Origin of the sequence: Flavobacterium helocola (assembly GCF_038289885.1) — a bacterium.
In the GTDB taxonomy this organism is placed as follows: domain Bacteria; phylum Bacteroidota; class Bacteroidia; order Flavobacteriales; family Flavobacteriaceae; genus Flavobacterium; species Flavobacterium cheniae.
Genome location: NZ_JBBYHT010000002.1, coordinates 148,968 through 164,506, shown reverse-complemented (window position 1 = coordinate 164,506; position 15,539 = coordinate 148,968). Strand labels below are relative to the sequence as shown.

The following is a 15,539-nucleotide window of genomic DNA, read 5'->3' as shown; positions in this document are numbered from 1 at the left end:
TGGGGAGAAAAGCACAGAATTTACCCATACTCAAACTTTTTTTCCCGAAAGTTTGTTACTCAATGAATGTGGCAGGTCTCCTGGCTTGCGTCTTGTTATAAACCTTCTCATTCCGATACATCGGAACAATGGTAATGTAGATAATAACAAGCTTTATAGCTTACAGTTGCGGGTACAGCTTAGGTCTTACACCTAATTCCCTTTTAATGTTGTTTTGAAAAATTCAGAAACAACAACCAAAATTCGAGGGCAAAGGTATTATATTTTTATAAAAATGCAATATTTACTAATCATCTTTCAAAAAACTACTTCTTCTTATTCATTTTACGCCACAACCAAATAAATCCAATTACAAAGTGTGCCAAAATAATGGTTGCTACTGCATAAAGGAAAGCGTTTGAATCTGTTCTCATGTTTTTTTTATGACAAATTTAGTGGTTTTTGATAAATCGTTTGGCATCATTTGTTACATATAATCTGTTTTTGAATGTAAAGTACTACTTTTGCAAAAAAAAATTCATGCGCCATTATTTCTTGTTAGTCGTTTTATTTTTGGGATTTATCCAATGTAAAGAATCAGAAAGTTCTGCAAATCTGAATACTTCTGCACAAAATAGCATTCAACATGCGGAAGGATTTTCTATTGAAAAATACGATGGTTTTTCGGTTGTAAAAGTTTCTAACGCTTATCCTGAAGCTAAAAATGATTACACTTACATACTTCATAAAAAAGGCGTTCAAATTCCAGATAGTTTACAACAATTTACTGCGATTGAAATCCCAATCAAAAAAGTAATTGTAACCTCAACTACTCATATTCCTGCTTTAGAATCATTAGGAGTAGAAAATACATTAATAGGTTTTCCAACCACACAATATATTTCTTCTGAAAAAACTCGAGCTTTAATCGATGCTGGAAAAGTAAGAGATTTAGGTTCTAATCAAGGATTAAATACCGAAGTCATTTTAGACATCCAACCTGATGTAATCGTTGGTTTTAGCGTGGATGGCGATTTGAAAACCTACAAAAACTTAGAAAAAATCGGTCAAAAAATCATCTTCAATGGCGATTGGACCGAAAAAACACCTCTTGGAAAAGCCGAATGGATTAAGTTTTTCGGCGCACTCTATGATTTAGACGAAAAAGCAACTGAAATTTTTAACTCAATTGAAAAAGAATACAATTCGGTACTAGCTTTAGCGAAAAATGCCAAAACCCAACCTACAATTTTTGCAGGTGCTATCTACGAAGATCAATGGTTTTTACCACAAGGCGATAGTTGGGCAGCCTATTTCTTAAAAGAAGCCAACGGAAATTATCTATGGAAAGATTCCAAAGGAACGGGAAGTTTAGCTTTATCGTTCGAAAGTGTTTTAGACAAAGCCAAAGATGCTGATTTTTGGATTGGTCCAGGACAATTTGGTTCAATTCAACAAATTTTAGATAATAATCCAAATTACATTCATTTCAAAGCGGTTGCAAACAAAAACGTATACTCATTTAGTACAAAAAAAGGCAAAACAGGTGGCGTAATTTATTACGAATTAGCGCAAAATCGACCAGATTTGGTTTTGAAAGATATTGTGAAAATTTTACATCCTGAAGTGTTACCTGATTATGAGTTGTTCTTTTTTGAGAAATTAAAATAACGTAATTTAGCCAAAAATTCAATTCATGCCGTTTACCAAAAAACAAAACTTTCTTTTTATCATCTTACTTTTAGTAATGGTGTTTTTGTTTTTGGTGAATATTAGCTTAGGTTCTGTGTCAATTCCTTTGAAAGAAGTCGTTAACGGACTTTTATCGCAAAAAATGAGTAAGGAAAGTTGGGAAATAATTCTGTGGAATTTCCGCTTTCCAAAAGCTATTACCGCAATTTTAGTAGGAATCGGACTATCAATGAGTGGACTTTTAATGCAAACGTTGTTCAGAAATCCGTTAGCTGGACCTTATGTATTAGGATTGAGTTCGGGTGCAAGTCTGGGAGTTGCTTTCATTATTTTAGGAACTGGATTTTTACCAACATTCATTTCATCTTTCTTCTTATCGAATTACGGATTGGTTTTAGCTTCTAGTTTAGGTAGTTTTTTAGTTTTGATGGCAGTTTTATTGGTTTCCCAAAAGTTAAAAGACACAATGGCAATCTTGATTGTCGGATTGATGTTTGGAAGTTTCACTAGTGCCATAGTATCGGTTTTATCTTATTTTACTTCGGCTGAAAAATTGCAGAAATTCACGTTTTGGTCGATGGGAAGCATTTCAAATTTATCCTGGAATGAAATTTCGCTTTTATCCGTTTTTGTTATCATCGGAATCGGAATTAGTTTTATGGTTATCAAACCTTTAAACGCATTACTTTTAGGAGAAAAATATGCACAAAGCATCGGAATCAACTATAAAAAAACGCGTTTTTTAATTATCATAGCCACCAGTATTTTAGCTGGAAGTATCACCGCTTTTGCTGGTCCGATTGCTTTTATTGGCTTGGCGGTGCCACACATGGCGAAATTGTTGTTTCAAACGAGTAATCATTTTGTGTTGTTTTGGAGTACGCTTTTACTTGGTGCGATTGTCATGCTTTGTTGTGATACGATTGCTCAAGTTCCAGGAAATGATATAACCTTACCAATAAATGCGATAACCTCAGTGATTGGAGCACCAGTTGTGATTTGGTTGTTAGTTAGAAAGAAACGATTTTAGATAAAAAAAATAAAACCACATAGAAACATAGGTATATTTTATGTTGAGATTATTATAGAAAACTTGTTTTTACAGATAGAGTAAATGAAATAATATTAATCTATGTTTCTATGTGGTAAATTAAAAAAAATATGACACAGAAATATTTAGACGAACTGACATTTAATGTTATTGGAGCTGCTATTGAAGTACATAAAAACATGGGAAGTGGATTATTGGAAAGTGTTTATCAACAATGTATGATAGAGGAATTATCCAATAGAAATATAAATTTTATTTCCGAATTTAAAGTTCCTGTTGTTTATAAAGGAAAAGAACTAGATATTGAATTTCGTTGTGATTTATTCGTAGAAAATTGTTTAATAGTTGAATTGAAATCAGTTTCAGAAATAAAACCAATTCATGACGCTCAAGTTTTAAATTATATGAACTTATTAAAAGTACCAAAAGGAATTATTATTAATTTTAATTGTTTCAATATTTTCAGAGAAGGTCAAAAAACTTTTGTAAACGAATATTTCAAAAAGTTAGAAAAAGAATAAAACTATATAAAACTTTAGTTTCTAAATAAAACTATATAAAAAAAACTATGTTTCTATGTGGTAAAACCAATTTTTGTATTTCATAATGACTAAACAAAACTTCACCATACAAACCCATAATCTTTCGATTGGTTATAAATCCAAATCGGAAACGATTACTATTGCTAAAAACATTAATCTTGGTTTAGAAAAAGGTAAATTAATCGCTTTAATTGGTGAAAACGGAATTGGGAAATCTACTTTATTAAAAACAATAACTGGAATTATTCCTCCTTTACAAGGTGAAGTTTCTTTACTCCATAAGTCGCTTCAAAGTTATAAACCACTTGATTTAGCGCAAGAATTAAGCATCGTGTTAACTGAAAAATTGCCTCCAAGTAATTTAACCGTTTACGAAATCATCGCTTTAGGAAGACAACCATATACCAATTGGTTAGGTACTTTATCCGAAGAAGATACAATCAAAATTGAAGAAGCTATTTCGTTAACCGAAATCCAACATTTAGTTCATAAAAAACACGATGAAATTAGCGATGGTCAGTTGCAAATTGCTCTAATTGCACGTGCTTTGGCGCAAGATACTTCGATTATTATTTTAGACGAACCTACAACGCATTTAGATTTGGTTCATAAAGCTACTTTGTTGAAATTATTGCAAAAATTAACCCACGAAACAGGAAAAACCATCCTCTACTCTACGCATGATATTGATTTAGCGATTCAAATGACAGACGAAATGATTGTATTTACACCAACTCAAATTGTACAAGACCAACCTTGTAATTTGATTCAAACTGGGATTTTTAATACCTTATTTGATACGGAACATTTGACTTTTGATGCTACTATTGGTAAGTTCAAAATCAAATAAATTATCCCAATTTTACCTTTTGTTTAACGCTAAGTGTCTTCAATTTTCATAATTTTACTAAAAAAAGTTATGAAGTACATTTACATTACCTTACTCTTAGCAACAATGAATAGCTTTGGACAATTAGTAAAAGTAGATTATGCCGATGGTAATCAAAAATTAGAAGGTTATTTTGCTAAAGCACAAAAAGCTAATCCTAAAAAAGCAGGTGTAATAGTTCTTCCAGCTTGGATGGGCTTAGATGCACATGCTAAAGAATCAGCGGAAGCATTAGCTAAATTAGGTTATCATGCTTTTGTAGCAGATATTTACGGAGTTGGAAACAATCCAAAAAACACAGGCGAAGCTGGAAAAAATGCAGGTTTCTACAAAAACAATCCAGCAGAATATCAAAAAAGAATTCAATTGGCGATTGACCAATTAGTAAAAGCCGGTGCTGATAAAAATCAGATTGCGGTAATTGGGTATTGTTTTGGTGGAACTGGTGCTATCGAAGCGGCTCGTGGTAACTTAAATGTAAAAGGAGTGGTTTCTTTTCATGGCGGTTTAGGAAAAGCTGCGAATAGTCCAACTAATGAAATTAAGGCTAAAGTTTTAGTGTTACATGGTGCGGATGATCCTTATGTTCCTGCAAAAGAAATAGAAGCCTTCCAAAACGAAATGAGAACTTTTAAAGCGGATTGGCAAATGATTTATTATGCAAATTCGGTTCATGCTTTTACACACAAAGATGCTGGAAGCGATAACAGCAAAGGCGCTGCCTACAACGAATTAGCCGATAAAAGAAGTTGGGAAGCAATGAAAATCTTTTTCACGGAAATTTTCAAGTAAAAGTTATAGTATTTCAAAAAACTAAAACAGTTATTTCGTCGGAAATAGCTGTTTTTTTTTACACATCAAAACCACTCACTTCTAAAACTTCACCTGCTTTTAAATCATTTAAGTGAATGTTTCCGACACGTACACGAACCAATCGCAACGTAGGAAAACCAACTGCAGAAGTCATTTTTCGCACTTGACGAAATTTTCCTTCGGTTAAAGTAATCGAAACCCAAGACGTTGGTCCGTGACGTTCATCTCGAATCTTTTTTCCTCGTTCGCCTAAATTGGGAATAGATTCTAATTTGAAAGATTTGCACTTTTTGGTTTTGTATTTTTTACCATGTAAACCGATTTCAACTCCGTTTCTCAATTGTTCAACGGCTTCTTCAGTAATTAATCCGTCAACTTGAGCGTAATATTCTTTTTCTACTTTTTTGCTTCTGACAATTTCACTCATCATGCCGTCAGTGGTTAACAAAAGTAAACCTTCTGAATCTTCGTCTAAACGACCAATTGCCATAGTGTTTTCGGGAAAATCATATAATTCGCCCAACAACTTTTTCTTACGTTTTAATTGGTAAATAAACTGCGACAAATAGCCATAAGGCTTATGAATAAGGAAATGATGATGCATCAGGTTTTTATAAATTGTAATTTCTGCTGTCAAATTTAACAATAAAATTATGTAACAAGTAATATCTTTGCCTTCTTTAAATCAAAAATAAATGAAATACTATTACACATTACTTTTTATCGTTTTATCAATGTTGGTTCAAGCACAAACTTCTAAAGGAAAAATAATAAATTCAGAGGGAATTGCTATTTCTGATGTTTACATACAAAATATCCAAAACAAATCGCATGCGCATTCCAATTATAAAGGAGAATTCAATTTAGAAAGCTCAAAAATTGGTGATAGTATTAGTTTGTTTCACAAAAATTTTGACGAAAAGCGAACTGTTCTTTCAGAAGTTGGAATTTACACATTAATTCCAAAAGCTGTCAGTTTGAAAGAAGTAGTTATTACAAATGAATTAAATCATTTACACGAAATTTCTAAAATAGATTTAAAAACAAATCCAGTAAATTCACCACAGGAATTATTACGTATTGTTCCAGGTTTATTCATTGGACAACATGCTGGTGGTGGAAAAGCAGAACAAATTTTCTTACGCGGTTTTGATATAGATCATGGAACTGATATTGCCATCAATGTTGACGGAGTTCCAGTAAACATGGTTTCTCATGGACACGGACAAGGTTATGCTGATTTGCACTTTTTACAACCGGAAACCGTAGATAATGTTGATTTTGACAAAGGTTCTTATTTTGCAAACAAAGGCAATTTAGCCACCGCTGGATATGTAGATTTCAATACAAAAGAACGAATCAAAAGTGATGAAGTGGCAATAGAAATTGGACAATTTAATACACAACGTATTCGAGGAATGTTCAATTTATTGTCTTCTGACAAGGAAAGTTTGTACTTCTCAGGTTCTTTTTTACAAACAGATAGTTATTTTGATTCGCCTCAAAATTTCAATCGAACTAATCTATTTTCCAAATACACTTTGTATAACGAAACTTCTAAGTTATCGTTTTCTGTTTTTCATTTTGACAGCAAATGGAATGCTTCAGGGCAAATTCCACAAAGAGCTGTTGATCAAGGTATAATTGGAAGATTTGGTGCTATTGATGACACAGAAGGTGGAAACACGAGTCGAAGTATTGTAAACATGAAACATGAAAAACAATTGTCTGAAAACTCGAGTTTGAAAACCAATGCTTATGTTTCGTTATATGATTTTGAATTATATTCTAATTTTACTTTTTTCTTGGAAGATCCAATTAATGGTGACCAAATTAGACAAAAAGAAAAGCGTACTACTTTCGGTTTAAATTCTGAATTTGAAAAGCGTACTTCAATCAAGAACACACCTTTTAACTATCAATTAGGAATTGGTTTACGACAAGATAAAGTAGATGATATTGAACTTTCTCATACTGCAAATCGAGTTACAACACTACAAAACATTATGCTTGGCGATGTTAATGAAACTAATTTATCAGGTTATGCAAATACGGAATTCAAATTCGACAAATTAATTCTTAATGCAGGACTTCGTTATGATTATTTTAAATTTGATTACTATGATAAATTGAGTCCAACCTATTCAAATGAAGCTGTAAATAAAGGAATTTTAAGTCCTAAATTGAACTTTCTTTACAAACACAATGACAAACTTCAACTATTTTTAAAATCAGGAAAAGGATTTCACAGTAACGATACACGTGTAAACGTAGCAAATGGTGGAAGAAAAACATTACCTGCTTCTTATGGTTCTGATTTAGGTTTTGTATGGAAACCAACGTCAAAATTAATTTTCAATTCCGCAGTTTGGTATTTGTTTTTGGAACAAGAATTTGTTTACGTTGGCGATGCAGGAATCGTAGAACCAAGTGGAAAAACTGCAAGAAGAGGAATCGATTTAGGTTTACGATATCAATTTACGGATTGGTTATTCTTAAATGCTGATTACACTTATACTGATGCCAAAAGTACTGAAGAACCAAGTGGAAATGATTATATTCCGTTAGCACCAAAAAGTACTTTTATGGGAAGTTTGAGTGTGATTAAAAATCGTTTTTCAGGTTCATTTAAAAGCAGATATTTAGGAGATAGACCTGCAAATGAAGATTATTCTTTAACCGCAAAAGGTTATTTTGTTTCCGATTTGAATTTGAATTATACATTTAAAAATTTCACTGCAGGAATATTAATTGAAAATATTTTTAATACTAAATGGAACGAAACCCAATTTGAAACCGAATCGCAACTACAAGGAGAAACTTCATCAGTTACTGAAATTCATTTTACGCCAGGAACTCCATTTAATTTTAGAACGGTTTTGAGTTATAAATTTTAATTATTCCGAAAAATAGTAGTACTTTTAACTTCAGATATTTAAATTATTTATGCCAGAATCAATGCTTATTTTAGTTACATTTATTGTTGCACTTGCCATTGGAATTTTCCTTGGAAAGTTGCTTTTTACTGCCAAATCACAATCCGAAAAATCAGGTTTAGAAGAACGAATTAACGGACTTTTAGGTCAAATTGAACAATTAAAAATTCAATTTCAAACCGATCGAAATCAGTTTGAAAAATCATTTGTCCAACTCACTTCCGAAAAAGAAAATGTTCAAAAAGAAAAAGAATCATTAGCGATTCATTTAGCAAAAAAAGAAAACGATTTTGATAATCTTTGGGAACGCAACACAGAACAAAAGCAAGAAGTAGAACAACTTCAAGAAAAATTCACAAAAGAATTTGAAAATTTAGCTAATAAAATTCTGGAAGAAAAAACGGTAAAATTCACCGAGCAAAACAAGGAAAATCTTAAAAATATTTTGTCGCCTTTGCAAGATAGAATTCAACTTTTTGAAAAGAAAGTCGAAGACACCCACAAAGAAAGCATTGATTATCACGCTGCTTTACGCCAACAAATCTTGGGACTTCGCGAAATGAACGAACAAATGAGTAAGGAAACCATCAATTTAACCAAAGCCTTAAAAGGTGATAGTAAAATGCAAGGAAATTGGGGTGAATTGGTATTAGAACGCGTATTAGAAAAATCAGGATTAGAGAAGGATAGAGAATATTTCGTGCAACAAAGTCACACTACTGAAGATGGAAGTCGTGTTTTTCCTGATGTTATCATCAATCTTCCTGATGGTAAAAAAATGATTATCGATTCAAAAGTAACCTTAACCGCTTATGAACGTTACATAAACGAAGAAGATGACAACGTGAAAAGTCAGTATTTAAAAGAACATGTGGTTTCGATTAATCGTCACGTAGAGCAATTGGGCAATAAAAATTATCAGGATTTATACCATATGGAAAGTCCGGATTTTGTGTTATTGTTTATTCCTATTGAATCTGCATTTGCTGTGGCGTTAAATGAAGATACGACCTTGTACAACAAAGCTTTCGAGAAAAATATTGTGATTGTAACACCTTCTACCCTTTTGGCAACTTTACGTACGATTGATAGTATGTGGACAAATCAAAAGCAACAAGAAAATGCGATTGAAATTGCGCGTCAAGCAGGCGCATTATATGATAAATTTGAAGGTTTTGTTGGCGATTTGATTAAAATTGGTAAAAAAATGGATGAGGCCAAAATCGAATACGGTAACGCCATGAACAAATTAGTTGACGGAAAAGGAAATTTAATTACCAGCGTTGAAAAATTAAAGAAAATGGGTGCTAAAGCTAAAAAAGCATTACCTGAATCGGTTTTGAAAAGAGCAGAAAACGAAGAAAATTTACTAACAGAAGAAAATAATTAACACATGAATACATTAAGAAAAATTTTGGTTTACTTCCTATTAGTGGTAACTATAGGTTTAATAGGTTATACATTGTTTATTTACAATTTTACCTTGAGTGATGGTGTTAGAAGTGGTGTTTTATCGAAATTTAGTAATAAAGGTGTTATTTTCAAAACTTGGGAAGGCGAACTAAATGAAGGTTTTGGAGCTACACGATTTTTTCCATTTTCAGTTGAAGATGGTGAAGAAAAAGTCATAGAAGATTTAAAAAAATACCAAGGCCAATATGTGAAATTGGAATATAAAGAACGATTAAAAACATTACCTTGGTGGGGAGATACACATTATTTTATTGTAAAAGTAACTCCTGAACAATCACCCTATTTTAATAGTAAATAGATGGAAACAGCTAATACAGTTAAAGCATCCAAAATTACGTTGTCGGAATTAATGTTGCCTTCGCATTCTAATTTTAGCGGAAAAATCCATGGTGGTTATTTGTTAAAATTAATGGATCAAATTGCTTTTGCATGTGCATCAAAATATTCTGGATGCTATTGTGTCACAGCTTCTGTTGACACGGTTGATTTTTTAAATCCTGTGGAAATTGGTGAATTGGTTACTTTAAAAGCTTCCGTAAATTACGTTGGAAAAACTTCGATGGTTGTGGGCATTCGAGTAACATCGGAACATATTCAGACAGGAATTAAAAAACATTGTAATTCGAGTTATTTTACGATGGTTGCCAAAGACGAATCGGGAAATAATGTAAAAGTTCCAAAGTTGATTATTTCTAATATGGAAGAAGTGCGTCGTTTTTATGACAGCATCAATCGCATTGAAAACAAAAAGAAATACAAAGAATTGGAAATGACTTTTGATTATCATTCAGAAGATGCCTTAAATAATTTAAAAAATTATAATGTTGAAATTTCAGAAAAACTGTTAAATAATTAGTTATTGAACTCATAAAAATTTGTCATTTTAAAAAAAAAGTTATATTTGTTTTTACAAAAACAAACAAAACCTACTAATATGACAAAAAAATACGCAATTCTATCGTTTTTTGCTATTTCGCTTCTTATATTTTTTTCTTGTACTGACAATGATGATGAAGAATATACTCCTGTTTCACCAGTAACTGTAGATTTAACACAGGTTCCATATCCTAAATTATCTGACTATCATTTTTTTGACGGAGAAATGAAGAATCAAGCTCCTTCATTAAATGTTTTACCTTACGAACCAATTTCTTCTTTATTTACCGATTATGCGCATAAAAAAAGATTTGTTTGGTTACCAAATGGGATGAAAGCAACTTATAATGGTGATGATCAAATACTAGATCTTCCTGTAGGTGCTGCCATTATTAAAACTTTCTATTATGACAATGTGCAACCTACTAATACTACAAAAATCATTGAAACACGAATTATGATTCGAAAATCTGAAGGATGGATTTTTGCTGATTATGTTTGGAATGACGAGCAAACTGAAGCTTATTTAGATTTGAATGGAAGCACAAAAAATATCACATTTAAAGATGAAAATGATGTAACCCGAACTGTGGATTATCGTATTCCAAATGAATCGCAATGTATCGTTTGTCATAAAACTAAGAGCTATGAAAACGGAAATTATGTTCAAAAAAACATTCCTATTGGTATAAAACCTCAAAATCTAAATAGTTTGTTTAATTATGGAAACGAAACTAAAAACCAGTTAACAAAATGGATTGACGCTGGATTATTAACAAATAATTTCACTTTACCTTCAGAAACAAACACCATTGTTGATTATAATGACGGTACTAAACCTCTTGAAAAAAGAGTTCGCTCCTATTTTGATATCAATTGCGCTCATTGTCATAAAGAACACGGTCATTGTGATTATAGACCTATGAAATTTGCTTTTTCGGAAACTTATAACAATTTAACAAACATGGGAGTTTGTGTAGATACTCAGGATATGCAAAATTTTGAGCCTGCACTTTCTAAACTTGTTACGCCTGGAAACATTTACAGATCTATGCTTTACCATAGACTTAATACAATAGATGAAACATACAGAATGCCTTTACATGGGCGAACAGTAATTCATGAAGAAGGTGTACTTCTTATTGAAGAATGGATTAATTCATTAACAACACCTTGCAACTAAAAACAAACCTACCAACTAAAACATCTCAACTATGAAAAAAACTACTTTTTATTTTCTATTTTCATTATTTTCAACTTTAGGAATACATGCCCAGGACAATTGCGGTACTGCCTTACCAATTTCAGGTCCTGGAATTTACACGGTTGGGGTTATCAACGGAACGCAGCCTAGCACTTTTTGTGCACCTAATAATGCTATTCCTACAGGAAATATTCCAGCTGGTGAATGGTATGCATATACTCCAACTCAAAATTACTCGGTAACAATAACATCTGATATTGCCGCAAACACGCCAAGAAAAGACACTCGTGTTCACATTTACACAGGAAATTGTGCTGCTTTAACATGTTTTGCAGGAGATGATGATACGGGTTCAAGCTATTCTTCTATTGTTAATTTTAATGTAGTTGCTGGAACAACCTATTACATTGCATGGGACAACAGATGGTTAAATACCACAAACAATACAGGATTCAGTTTTCAATTATCTGAAAGTACAATTTTAGTACCTACAACACCTGTTTCATATACTACACAAACCGTAGCTACAATTAATAGCGGTTACAATATTTGCGTTGTTGACATGAATGGAGACTACAAAGATGACATTGTTGGTATAAGTGCAGCTAATATGAGAATTCACTATCAAACTTCTACTCCAGGAACTTATACTGTTACTGATTACCCATTATCTGGAACCGTTTTACAACCTAATTGGAGTTTAGCTGCTGGAGATTATAACAAAGATGGTTTTAACGATATTGTTTTAGGAAATGGTAGTGGAGCTACAATCTTAACATCAAACAGTACTGGAACTGCTTATGGCACAAACACTCCTGGTCAATACATTTTTTCACAAAGAACTAATTTTACTGACCTAAACAACGATGGAAATTTAGATGTTTTTGTTTGTCATGATATTGCTCCAAGTTGCTACTATTTAAATGATGGAACTGGCGCTTTAACATTTTATCAATCTACAGTAACTCCAGGTGCAATGAGTATTGCAACAACAACAGGAAATTACGCTTCACTATTTACAGATTTTGATAACGATGGTGATTCTGATGTTTTTGTATCTAAATGTTCTGGTCCTCCTTGTGAATTATACCGAAATGACGGAAATGGAGTTTACACTAATATTTCTGCTTTAGCTGGAATTAACATCACACCTATACAAACTTGGTCATCTGCAGTAGCTGATTTTGATAACGATGGTGATATGGACATTATAATAACTGCAAGTTCTGGAGCACATAATTTTTTCAGAAATAATTTAGACACTACTAATGGAACTGAAGAAGCTTACTCTAATATTACTGTAGGTTCAGGTTGGGACACCAATATTTCAACAAACACTGACAACATTGCTTATGATTTCGACAATGATGGTAAAGTAGATGTAATTGGAGGTGGAAATAAAATCATGTTTAATCAAGGCAATAATACTTTTGCTCCAGTTACATACACTGGATTAGGGGTTTCTTCAGTAGGTGATTTAAACAATGATGGCTTCTTAGATTTTCAAAGCGGTACAACTATTCGATATGCCGTTCCAAATGGAAACAACTGGATAAAATTCAATCTTCAAGGTGTTCAAAGTAATAGAAACGGAATTGGCGCAAGAGTAGAAATTCATGGCGCTTGGGGAAAACAAATTAGAGACATTAGAAGTGGTGAAGGATTCAGACACATGAGTACTTTGAATGCTCATTTTGGAATTGGTACAGAAACAGCAGTAACACAAGTTGTGGTTATTTGGCCATCAGGTGTAGTTGATGTTATCAATAACCCTAACGTTAATCAAGCTTTAACAATTATTGAAGGCTCAAGCCCTTTGAGTTTGGTTGATAACGGTAATTCAAAAATTAAATTATATCCTAACCCAACATCTGATATTCTTACACTTTCAAATATCGAAATGTTAACTATTAAAAATATTTCTATCATTTCAACATTAGGAAAAGTAGTTAAAAATGTACAACTTTCTAATTCAAGTATTTCGGTTTCAGATTTGTCTGAAGGTTTTTATATTCTTTTAATTGAAACGGAAGACGGTAAAAAATATTCGGAAAGTTTTCTAAAAAAATAAGACCATTGTTTTGATTAAAAAATAAAAACTGCCTTTTATTAAAGGCAGTTTTTATTTTAATATGTAAACTATTTTTTTATATTATTGCAAATTATTTTAACATGAAAATTTCTCCATTTTTATTTGTCCTTTTCTTTTGTATTTCATCTGTTGCCCAAAAAAATGCAGATCCATCTCCGGAAGAAATTAAAACTGCAAAATCGATACGAGAAAAGTACGATAAATTTGATATCGCAATTCTTAACAGTACCGAAAAAGTAACTTTTAATATTAACAAAACAAACGATCTTGTTGAAGTTAATTACAATGTAAAAGAACACTTAATGAACATTAACCATAGAGCTGATATTCAAAAATATGAGTTTTATGACAGCCAATCTAGTATTGAAAATTTCTCTTTAAAATACAAAACTGACAAACAAGCCAATTTTTTTGTAAATGATGAATTTTATAAAAGCGATGACTTATTCTACAATGATGCACGAGTAAAATTCATGCAAGTTGATTTTCCCGTTCAAGGTTATACTTACAAATACCAAATGGAAAAGAAAATCAAAGACAGTAAATATTTTACAAGTATTTATTTTAGTGATGAATTTCCAGTTATTGAAAAAAAGGTAATTATTGAAATTCCAAAATGGTTAGATCTAGAAATTAAAGAATTTAACTTTGATGGTTTTGCAATCAAAAAAGCAATAACGCAAAATGCAGAAACCACCATTTACACCTATACCATTGAAAATTTAAACGGAAATCCAAAAGAAAATTATAGTCCAGGACCAAGTTTTTTATATCCACATATCTTATTTGTTGCGAAATCATTTTCGGTTAAAAATGACAAAAAACCTCTTTTTAGTTCTTCAGCTGATTTATATAAATGGTATAAATCGCTTGTAAATTCAATGAAAGATGATCCTACTATTTTTGCTGAAAAAGTAAAAGAACTAACTGCAAATGCTAAAACCGACGAAGAAAAAATAAAAAACATCTACTATTGGGTTCAAGATAACATCCGATACATTGCTTTTGAAGACGGAATTGCAGGTTTTAAACCCGATGATTCTCAGAATGTTTTCCAAAAAAGATATGGCGATTGTAAAGGAATGGCCAACTTAACAAAGCAAATGCTAAAACTAGCAGGTTTTGATGCAAAATTGTGTTGGATTGGAACCAACCATATTGCTTATGATTATAGTACACCTTCCCTATCTGTAGACAATCACATGATTTGTGCTTTGATTAAAGATGGTAAAAAATACTTCTTAGATGGAACAGAAAAATATAATTCGTTTGGAGAATACGCTCAAAGAATTCAAGGAAAAGAAGTATTAATTGAAGATGGCGATAAATTTATTTTAGATAGAATTCCAGTACAAAAAGCAGCTTCAAACACAGAAAAAAGTGTAATTAACTACGTAATTGAAAACGAAAGCTTAAAAGGAAAAGTAAAAGCAGAATATCTTGGCGAAAGTAGAGCTTCTTTTTTATACAGCTATAACTCTATAAAAAACGATAAAAAAGAAGATGCATTACGATGGTATTTAAATTCGAGAGATAAAAATTGTACTGTAACTAACATTAAGACTTCCGATTTATTAAATAGAGATCAAAAACTAACGTTGGATTATGATGTTTCCATTGCCAATCATGTTTCTTCTTTTGACAATGAAATTTATGTGGATTTGAATTACAACAAAGAATTCAATTCATTCGATTTTAAAGAACGTAAAACCGATTTCATGTTGAGCTACAAATCTTTTGACGACATTACGATTAGTTTACAAATTCCTGATGGTTATAAAGTAACAAAAATGCCTCAAAATATTTCGATAATTACAGATGATTATACCATTTCAATGAAATATGAAGTAAAGGGAAATACGTTAGAATACACCAAACAATTCCAATTTAAAAACGGAATCATCAAGTCATCAAAATTTAATGATTGGAAAAATCATTACGCAACAATTCAAAAAAACTATTCAGAACAAGTTGTTTTAACCAAATAAAAAT

The 15,539-nt window shown here is 31.7% G+C and carries 13 protein-coding genes and 1 riboswitch; of the genes, 12 read left to right on the top strand and 1 reads right to left on the bottom strand.

Going from position 1 to position 15,539, the window contains the following annotated elements; genetic code table 11:
* Positions 1–53: 53 nt before the first annotated feature.
* Positions 54–256, bottom strand: a riboswitch (cobalamin riboswitch).
* A gap of 263 nt (positions 257–519) precedes the next feature.
* The 5 genes from AAEO58_RS05670 (at position 520) to AAEO58_RS05650 (ending at position 4,945) form a co-directional block, all read left to right on the top strand.
* A complete protein-coding gene (locus tag AAEO58_RS05670) occupies positions 520–1,650 on the top strand; it encodes an ABC transporter substrate-binding protein (protein ID WP_341682588.1) in 1,131 nt (376 codons plus the stop codon).
* Between the two features lie 25 nt (positions 1,651–1,675).
* Positions 1,676–2,701: a FecCD family ABC transporter permease gene (locus tag AAEO58_RS05665; protein WP_341682587.1), complete on the top strand. Its 1,026-nt coding sequence runs from the start codon at positions 1,676–1,678 to the stop codon at positions 2,699–2,701.
* Between the two features lie 131 nt (positions 2,702–2,832).
* Complete coding sequence (locus tag AAEO58_RS05660) at positions 2,833–3,243, top strand: GxxExxY protein (RefSeq protein WP_341682586.1); 411 nt, start codon at positions 2,833–2,835, stop codon at positions 3,241–3,243.
* Between the two features lie 85 nt (positions 3,244–3,328).
* The gene (locus tag AAEO58_RS05655) at positions 3,329–4,114 is read left to right on the top strand and encodes an ABC transporter ATP-binding protein (RefSeq protein WP_341682585.1); all 786 of its coding nucleotides are present in this window, start codon (positions 3,329–3,331) and stop codon (positions 4,112–4,114) included.
* A gap of 69 nt (positions 4,115–4,183) precedes the next feature.
* Positions 4,184–4,945: a dienelactone hydrolase family protein gene (locus AAEO58_RS05650; protein ID WP_341682584.1), complete on the top strand. Its 762-nt coding sequence runs from the start codon at positions 4,184–4,186 to the stop codon at positions 4,943–4,945.
* A 58-nt stretch (positions 4,946–5,003) separates the two neighbouring features.
* Here the strand turns inward: AAEO58_RS05650 and AAEO58_RS05645 are convergent, their stop codons facing one another.
* Complete coding sequence (locus AAEO58_RS05645) at positions 5,004–5,570, bottom strand: pseudouridine synthase (RefSeq protein WP_262317774.1); 567 nt, start codon at positions 5,568–5,570, stop codon at positions 5,004–5,006.
* 91 nt (positions 5,571–5,661) lie between these two features.
* Between AAEO58_RS05645 and AAEO58_RS05640 the strand changes: the two genes are divergently transcribed.
* The 7 genes from AAEO58_RS05640 to AAEO58_RS05610 all read left to right on the top strand — a co-directional run bounded on the left by AAEO58_RS05640 (position 5,662) and on the right by AAEO58_RS05610 (position 15,535).
* The gene (locus tag AAEO58_RS05640; RefSeq protein WP_341682583.1) at positions 5,662–7,863 is read left to right on the top strand and encodes a TonB-dependent receptor; all 2,202 of its coding nucleotides are present in this window, start codon (positions 5,662–5,664) and stop codon (positions 7,861–7,863) included.
* A 49-nt stretch (positions 7,864–7,912) separates the two neighbouring features.
* Entirely contained in the window at positions 7,913–9,292 is a 1,380-nt protein-coding gene (locus AAEO58_RS05635) for a DNA recombination protein RmuC (RefSeq protein WP_341682582.1), read from the top strand.
* 3 nt (positions 9,293–9,295) lie between these two features.
* Positions 9,296–9,673: a 6-phosphogluconate dehydrogenase gene (locus AAEO58_RS05630; protein ID WP_341682581.1), complete on the top strand. Its 378-nt coding sequence runs from the start codon at positions 9,296–9,298 to the stop codon at positions 9,671–9,673.
* Positions 9,674–10,231, top strand: a complete 558-nt coding sequence (locus tag AAEO58_RS05625; protein ID WP_290821647.1) for an acyl-CoA thioesterase — start codon at positions 9,674–9,676, stop codon at positions 10,229–10,231.
* Between the two features lie 78 nt (positions 10,232–10,309).
* Positions 10,310–11,434: a hypothetical protein gene (locus AAEO58_RS05620; RefSeq protein WP_341682580.1), complete on the top strand. Its 1,125-nt coding sequence runs from the start codon at positions 10,310–10,312 to the stop codon at positions 11,432–11,434.
* A gap of 31 nt (positions 11,435–11,465) precedes the next feature.
* Positions 11,466–13,526 carry an FG-GAP-like repeat-containing protein gene (locus AAEO58_RS05615; RefSeq protein ID WP_341682579.1) on the top strand — a complete coding sequence of 687 codons (2,061 nt, stop codon included), beginning with the start codon at positions 11,466–11,468 and terminating at the stop codon, positions 13,524–13,526.
* Positions 13,527–13,627: 101 nt separating this feature from the next.
* On the top strand, positions 13,628–15,535 hold the full coding sequence (locus AAEO58_RS05610) for a transglutaminase-like domain-containing protein (protein ID WP_341682578.1): 1,908 nt from the start codon (positions 13,628–13,630) through the stop codon (positions 15,533–15,535).
* Positions 15,536–15,539 lie beyond the last annotated feature (4 nt).

Excerpts from the sequence above, each read along its gene's own strand:
- AAEO58_RS05670 (WP_341682588.1), top strand. The coding sequence starts at position 520 with ATGCGCCATTATTTCTTGTTAGTCGTTTTATTTTTGGGATTTATCCAA.
- AAEO58_RS05665 (WP_341682587.1), top strand. The coding sequence starts at position 1,676 with ATGCCGTTTACCAAAAAACAAAACTTTCTTTTTATCATCTTACTTTTA.
- AAEO58_RS05660 (WP_341682586.1), top strand. The coding sequence starts at position 2,833 with ATGACACAGAAATATTTAGACGAACTGACATTTAATGTTATTGGAGCT.
- AAEO58_RS05655 (WP_341682585.1), top strand. The coding sequence starts at position 3,329 with ATGACTAAACAAAACTTCACCATACAAACCCATAATCTTTCGATTGGT.
- AAEO58_RS05650 (WP_341682584.1), top strand. The coding sequence starts at position 4,184 with ATGAAGTACATTTACATTACCTTACTCTTAGCAACAATGAATAGCTTT.
- AAEO58_RS05645 (WP_262317774.1), bottom strand. The coding sequence starts at position 5,570 with ATGCATCATCATTTCCTTATTCATAAGCCTTATGGCTATTTGTCGCAG.
- AAEO58_RS05640 (WP_341682583.1), top strand. The coding sequence starts at position 5,662 with ATGAAATACTATTACACATTACTTTTTATCGTTTTATCAATGTTGGTT.
- AAEO58_RS05635 (WP_341682582.1), top strand. The coding sequence starts at position 7,913 with ATGCCAGAATCAATGCTTATTTTAGTTACATTTATTGTTGCACTTGCC.
- AAEO58_RS05630 (WP_341682581.1), top strand. The coding sequence starts at position 9,296 with ATGAATACATTAAGAAAAATTTTGGTTTACTTCCTATTAGTGGTAACT.
- AAEO58_RS05625 (WP_290821647.1), top strand. The coding sequence starts at position 9,674 with ATGGAAACAGCTAATACAGTTAAAGCATCCAAAATTACGTTGTCGGAA.
- AAEO58_RS05620 (WP_341682580.1), top strand. The coding sequence starts at position 10,310 with ATGACAAAAAAATACGCAATTCTATCGTTTTTTGCTATTTCGCTTCTT.
- AAEO58_RS05615 (WP_341682579.1), top strand. The coding sequence starts at position 11,466 with ATGAAAAAAACTACTTTTTATTTTCTATTTTCATTATTTTCAACTTTA.
- AAEO58_RS05610 (WP_341682578.1), top strand. The coding sequence starts at position 13,628 with ATGAAAATTTCTCCATTTTTATTTGTCCTTTTCTTTTGTATTTCATCT.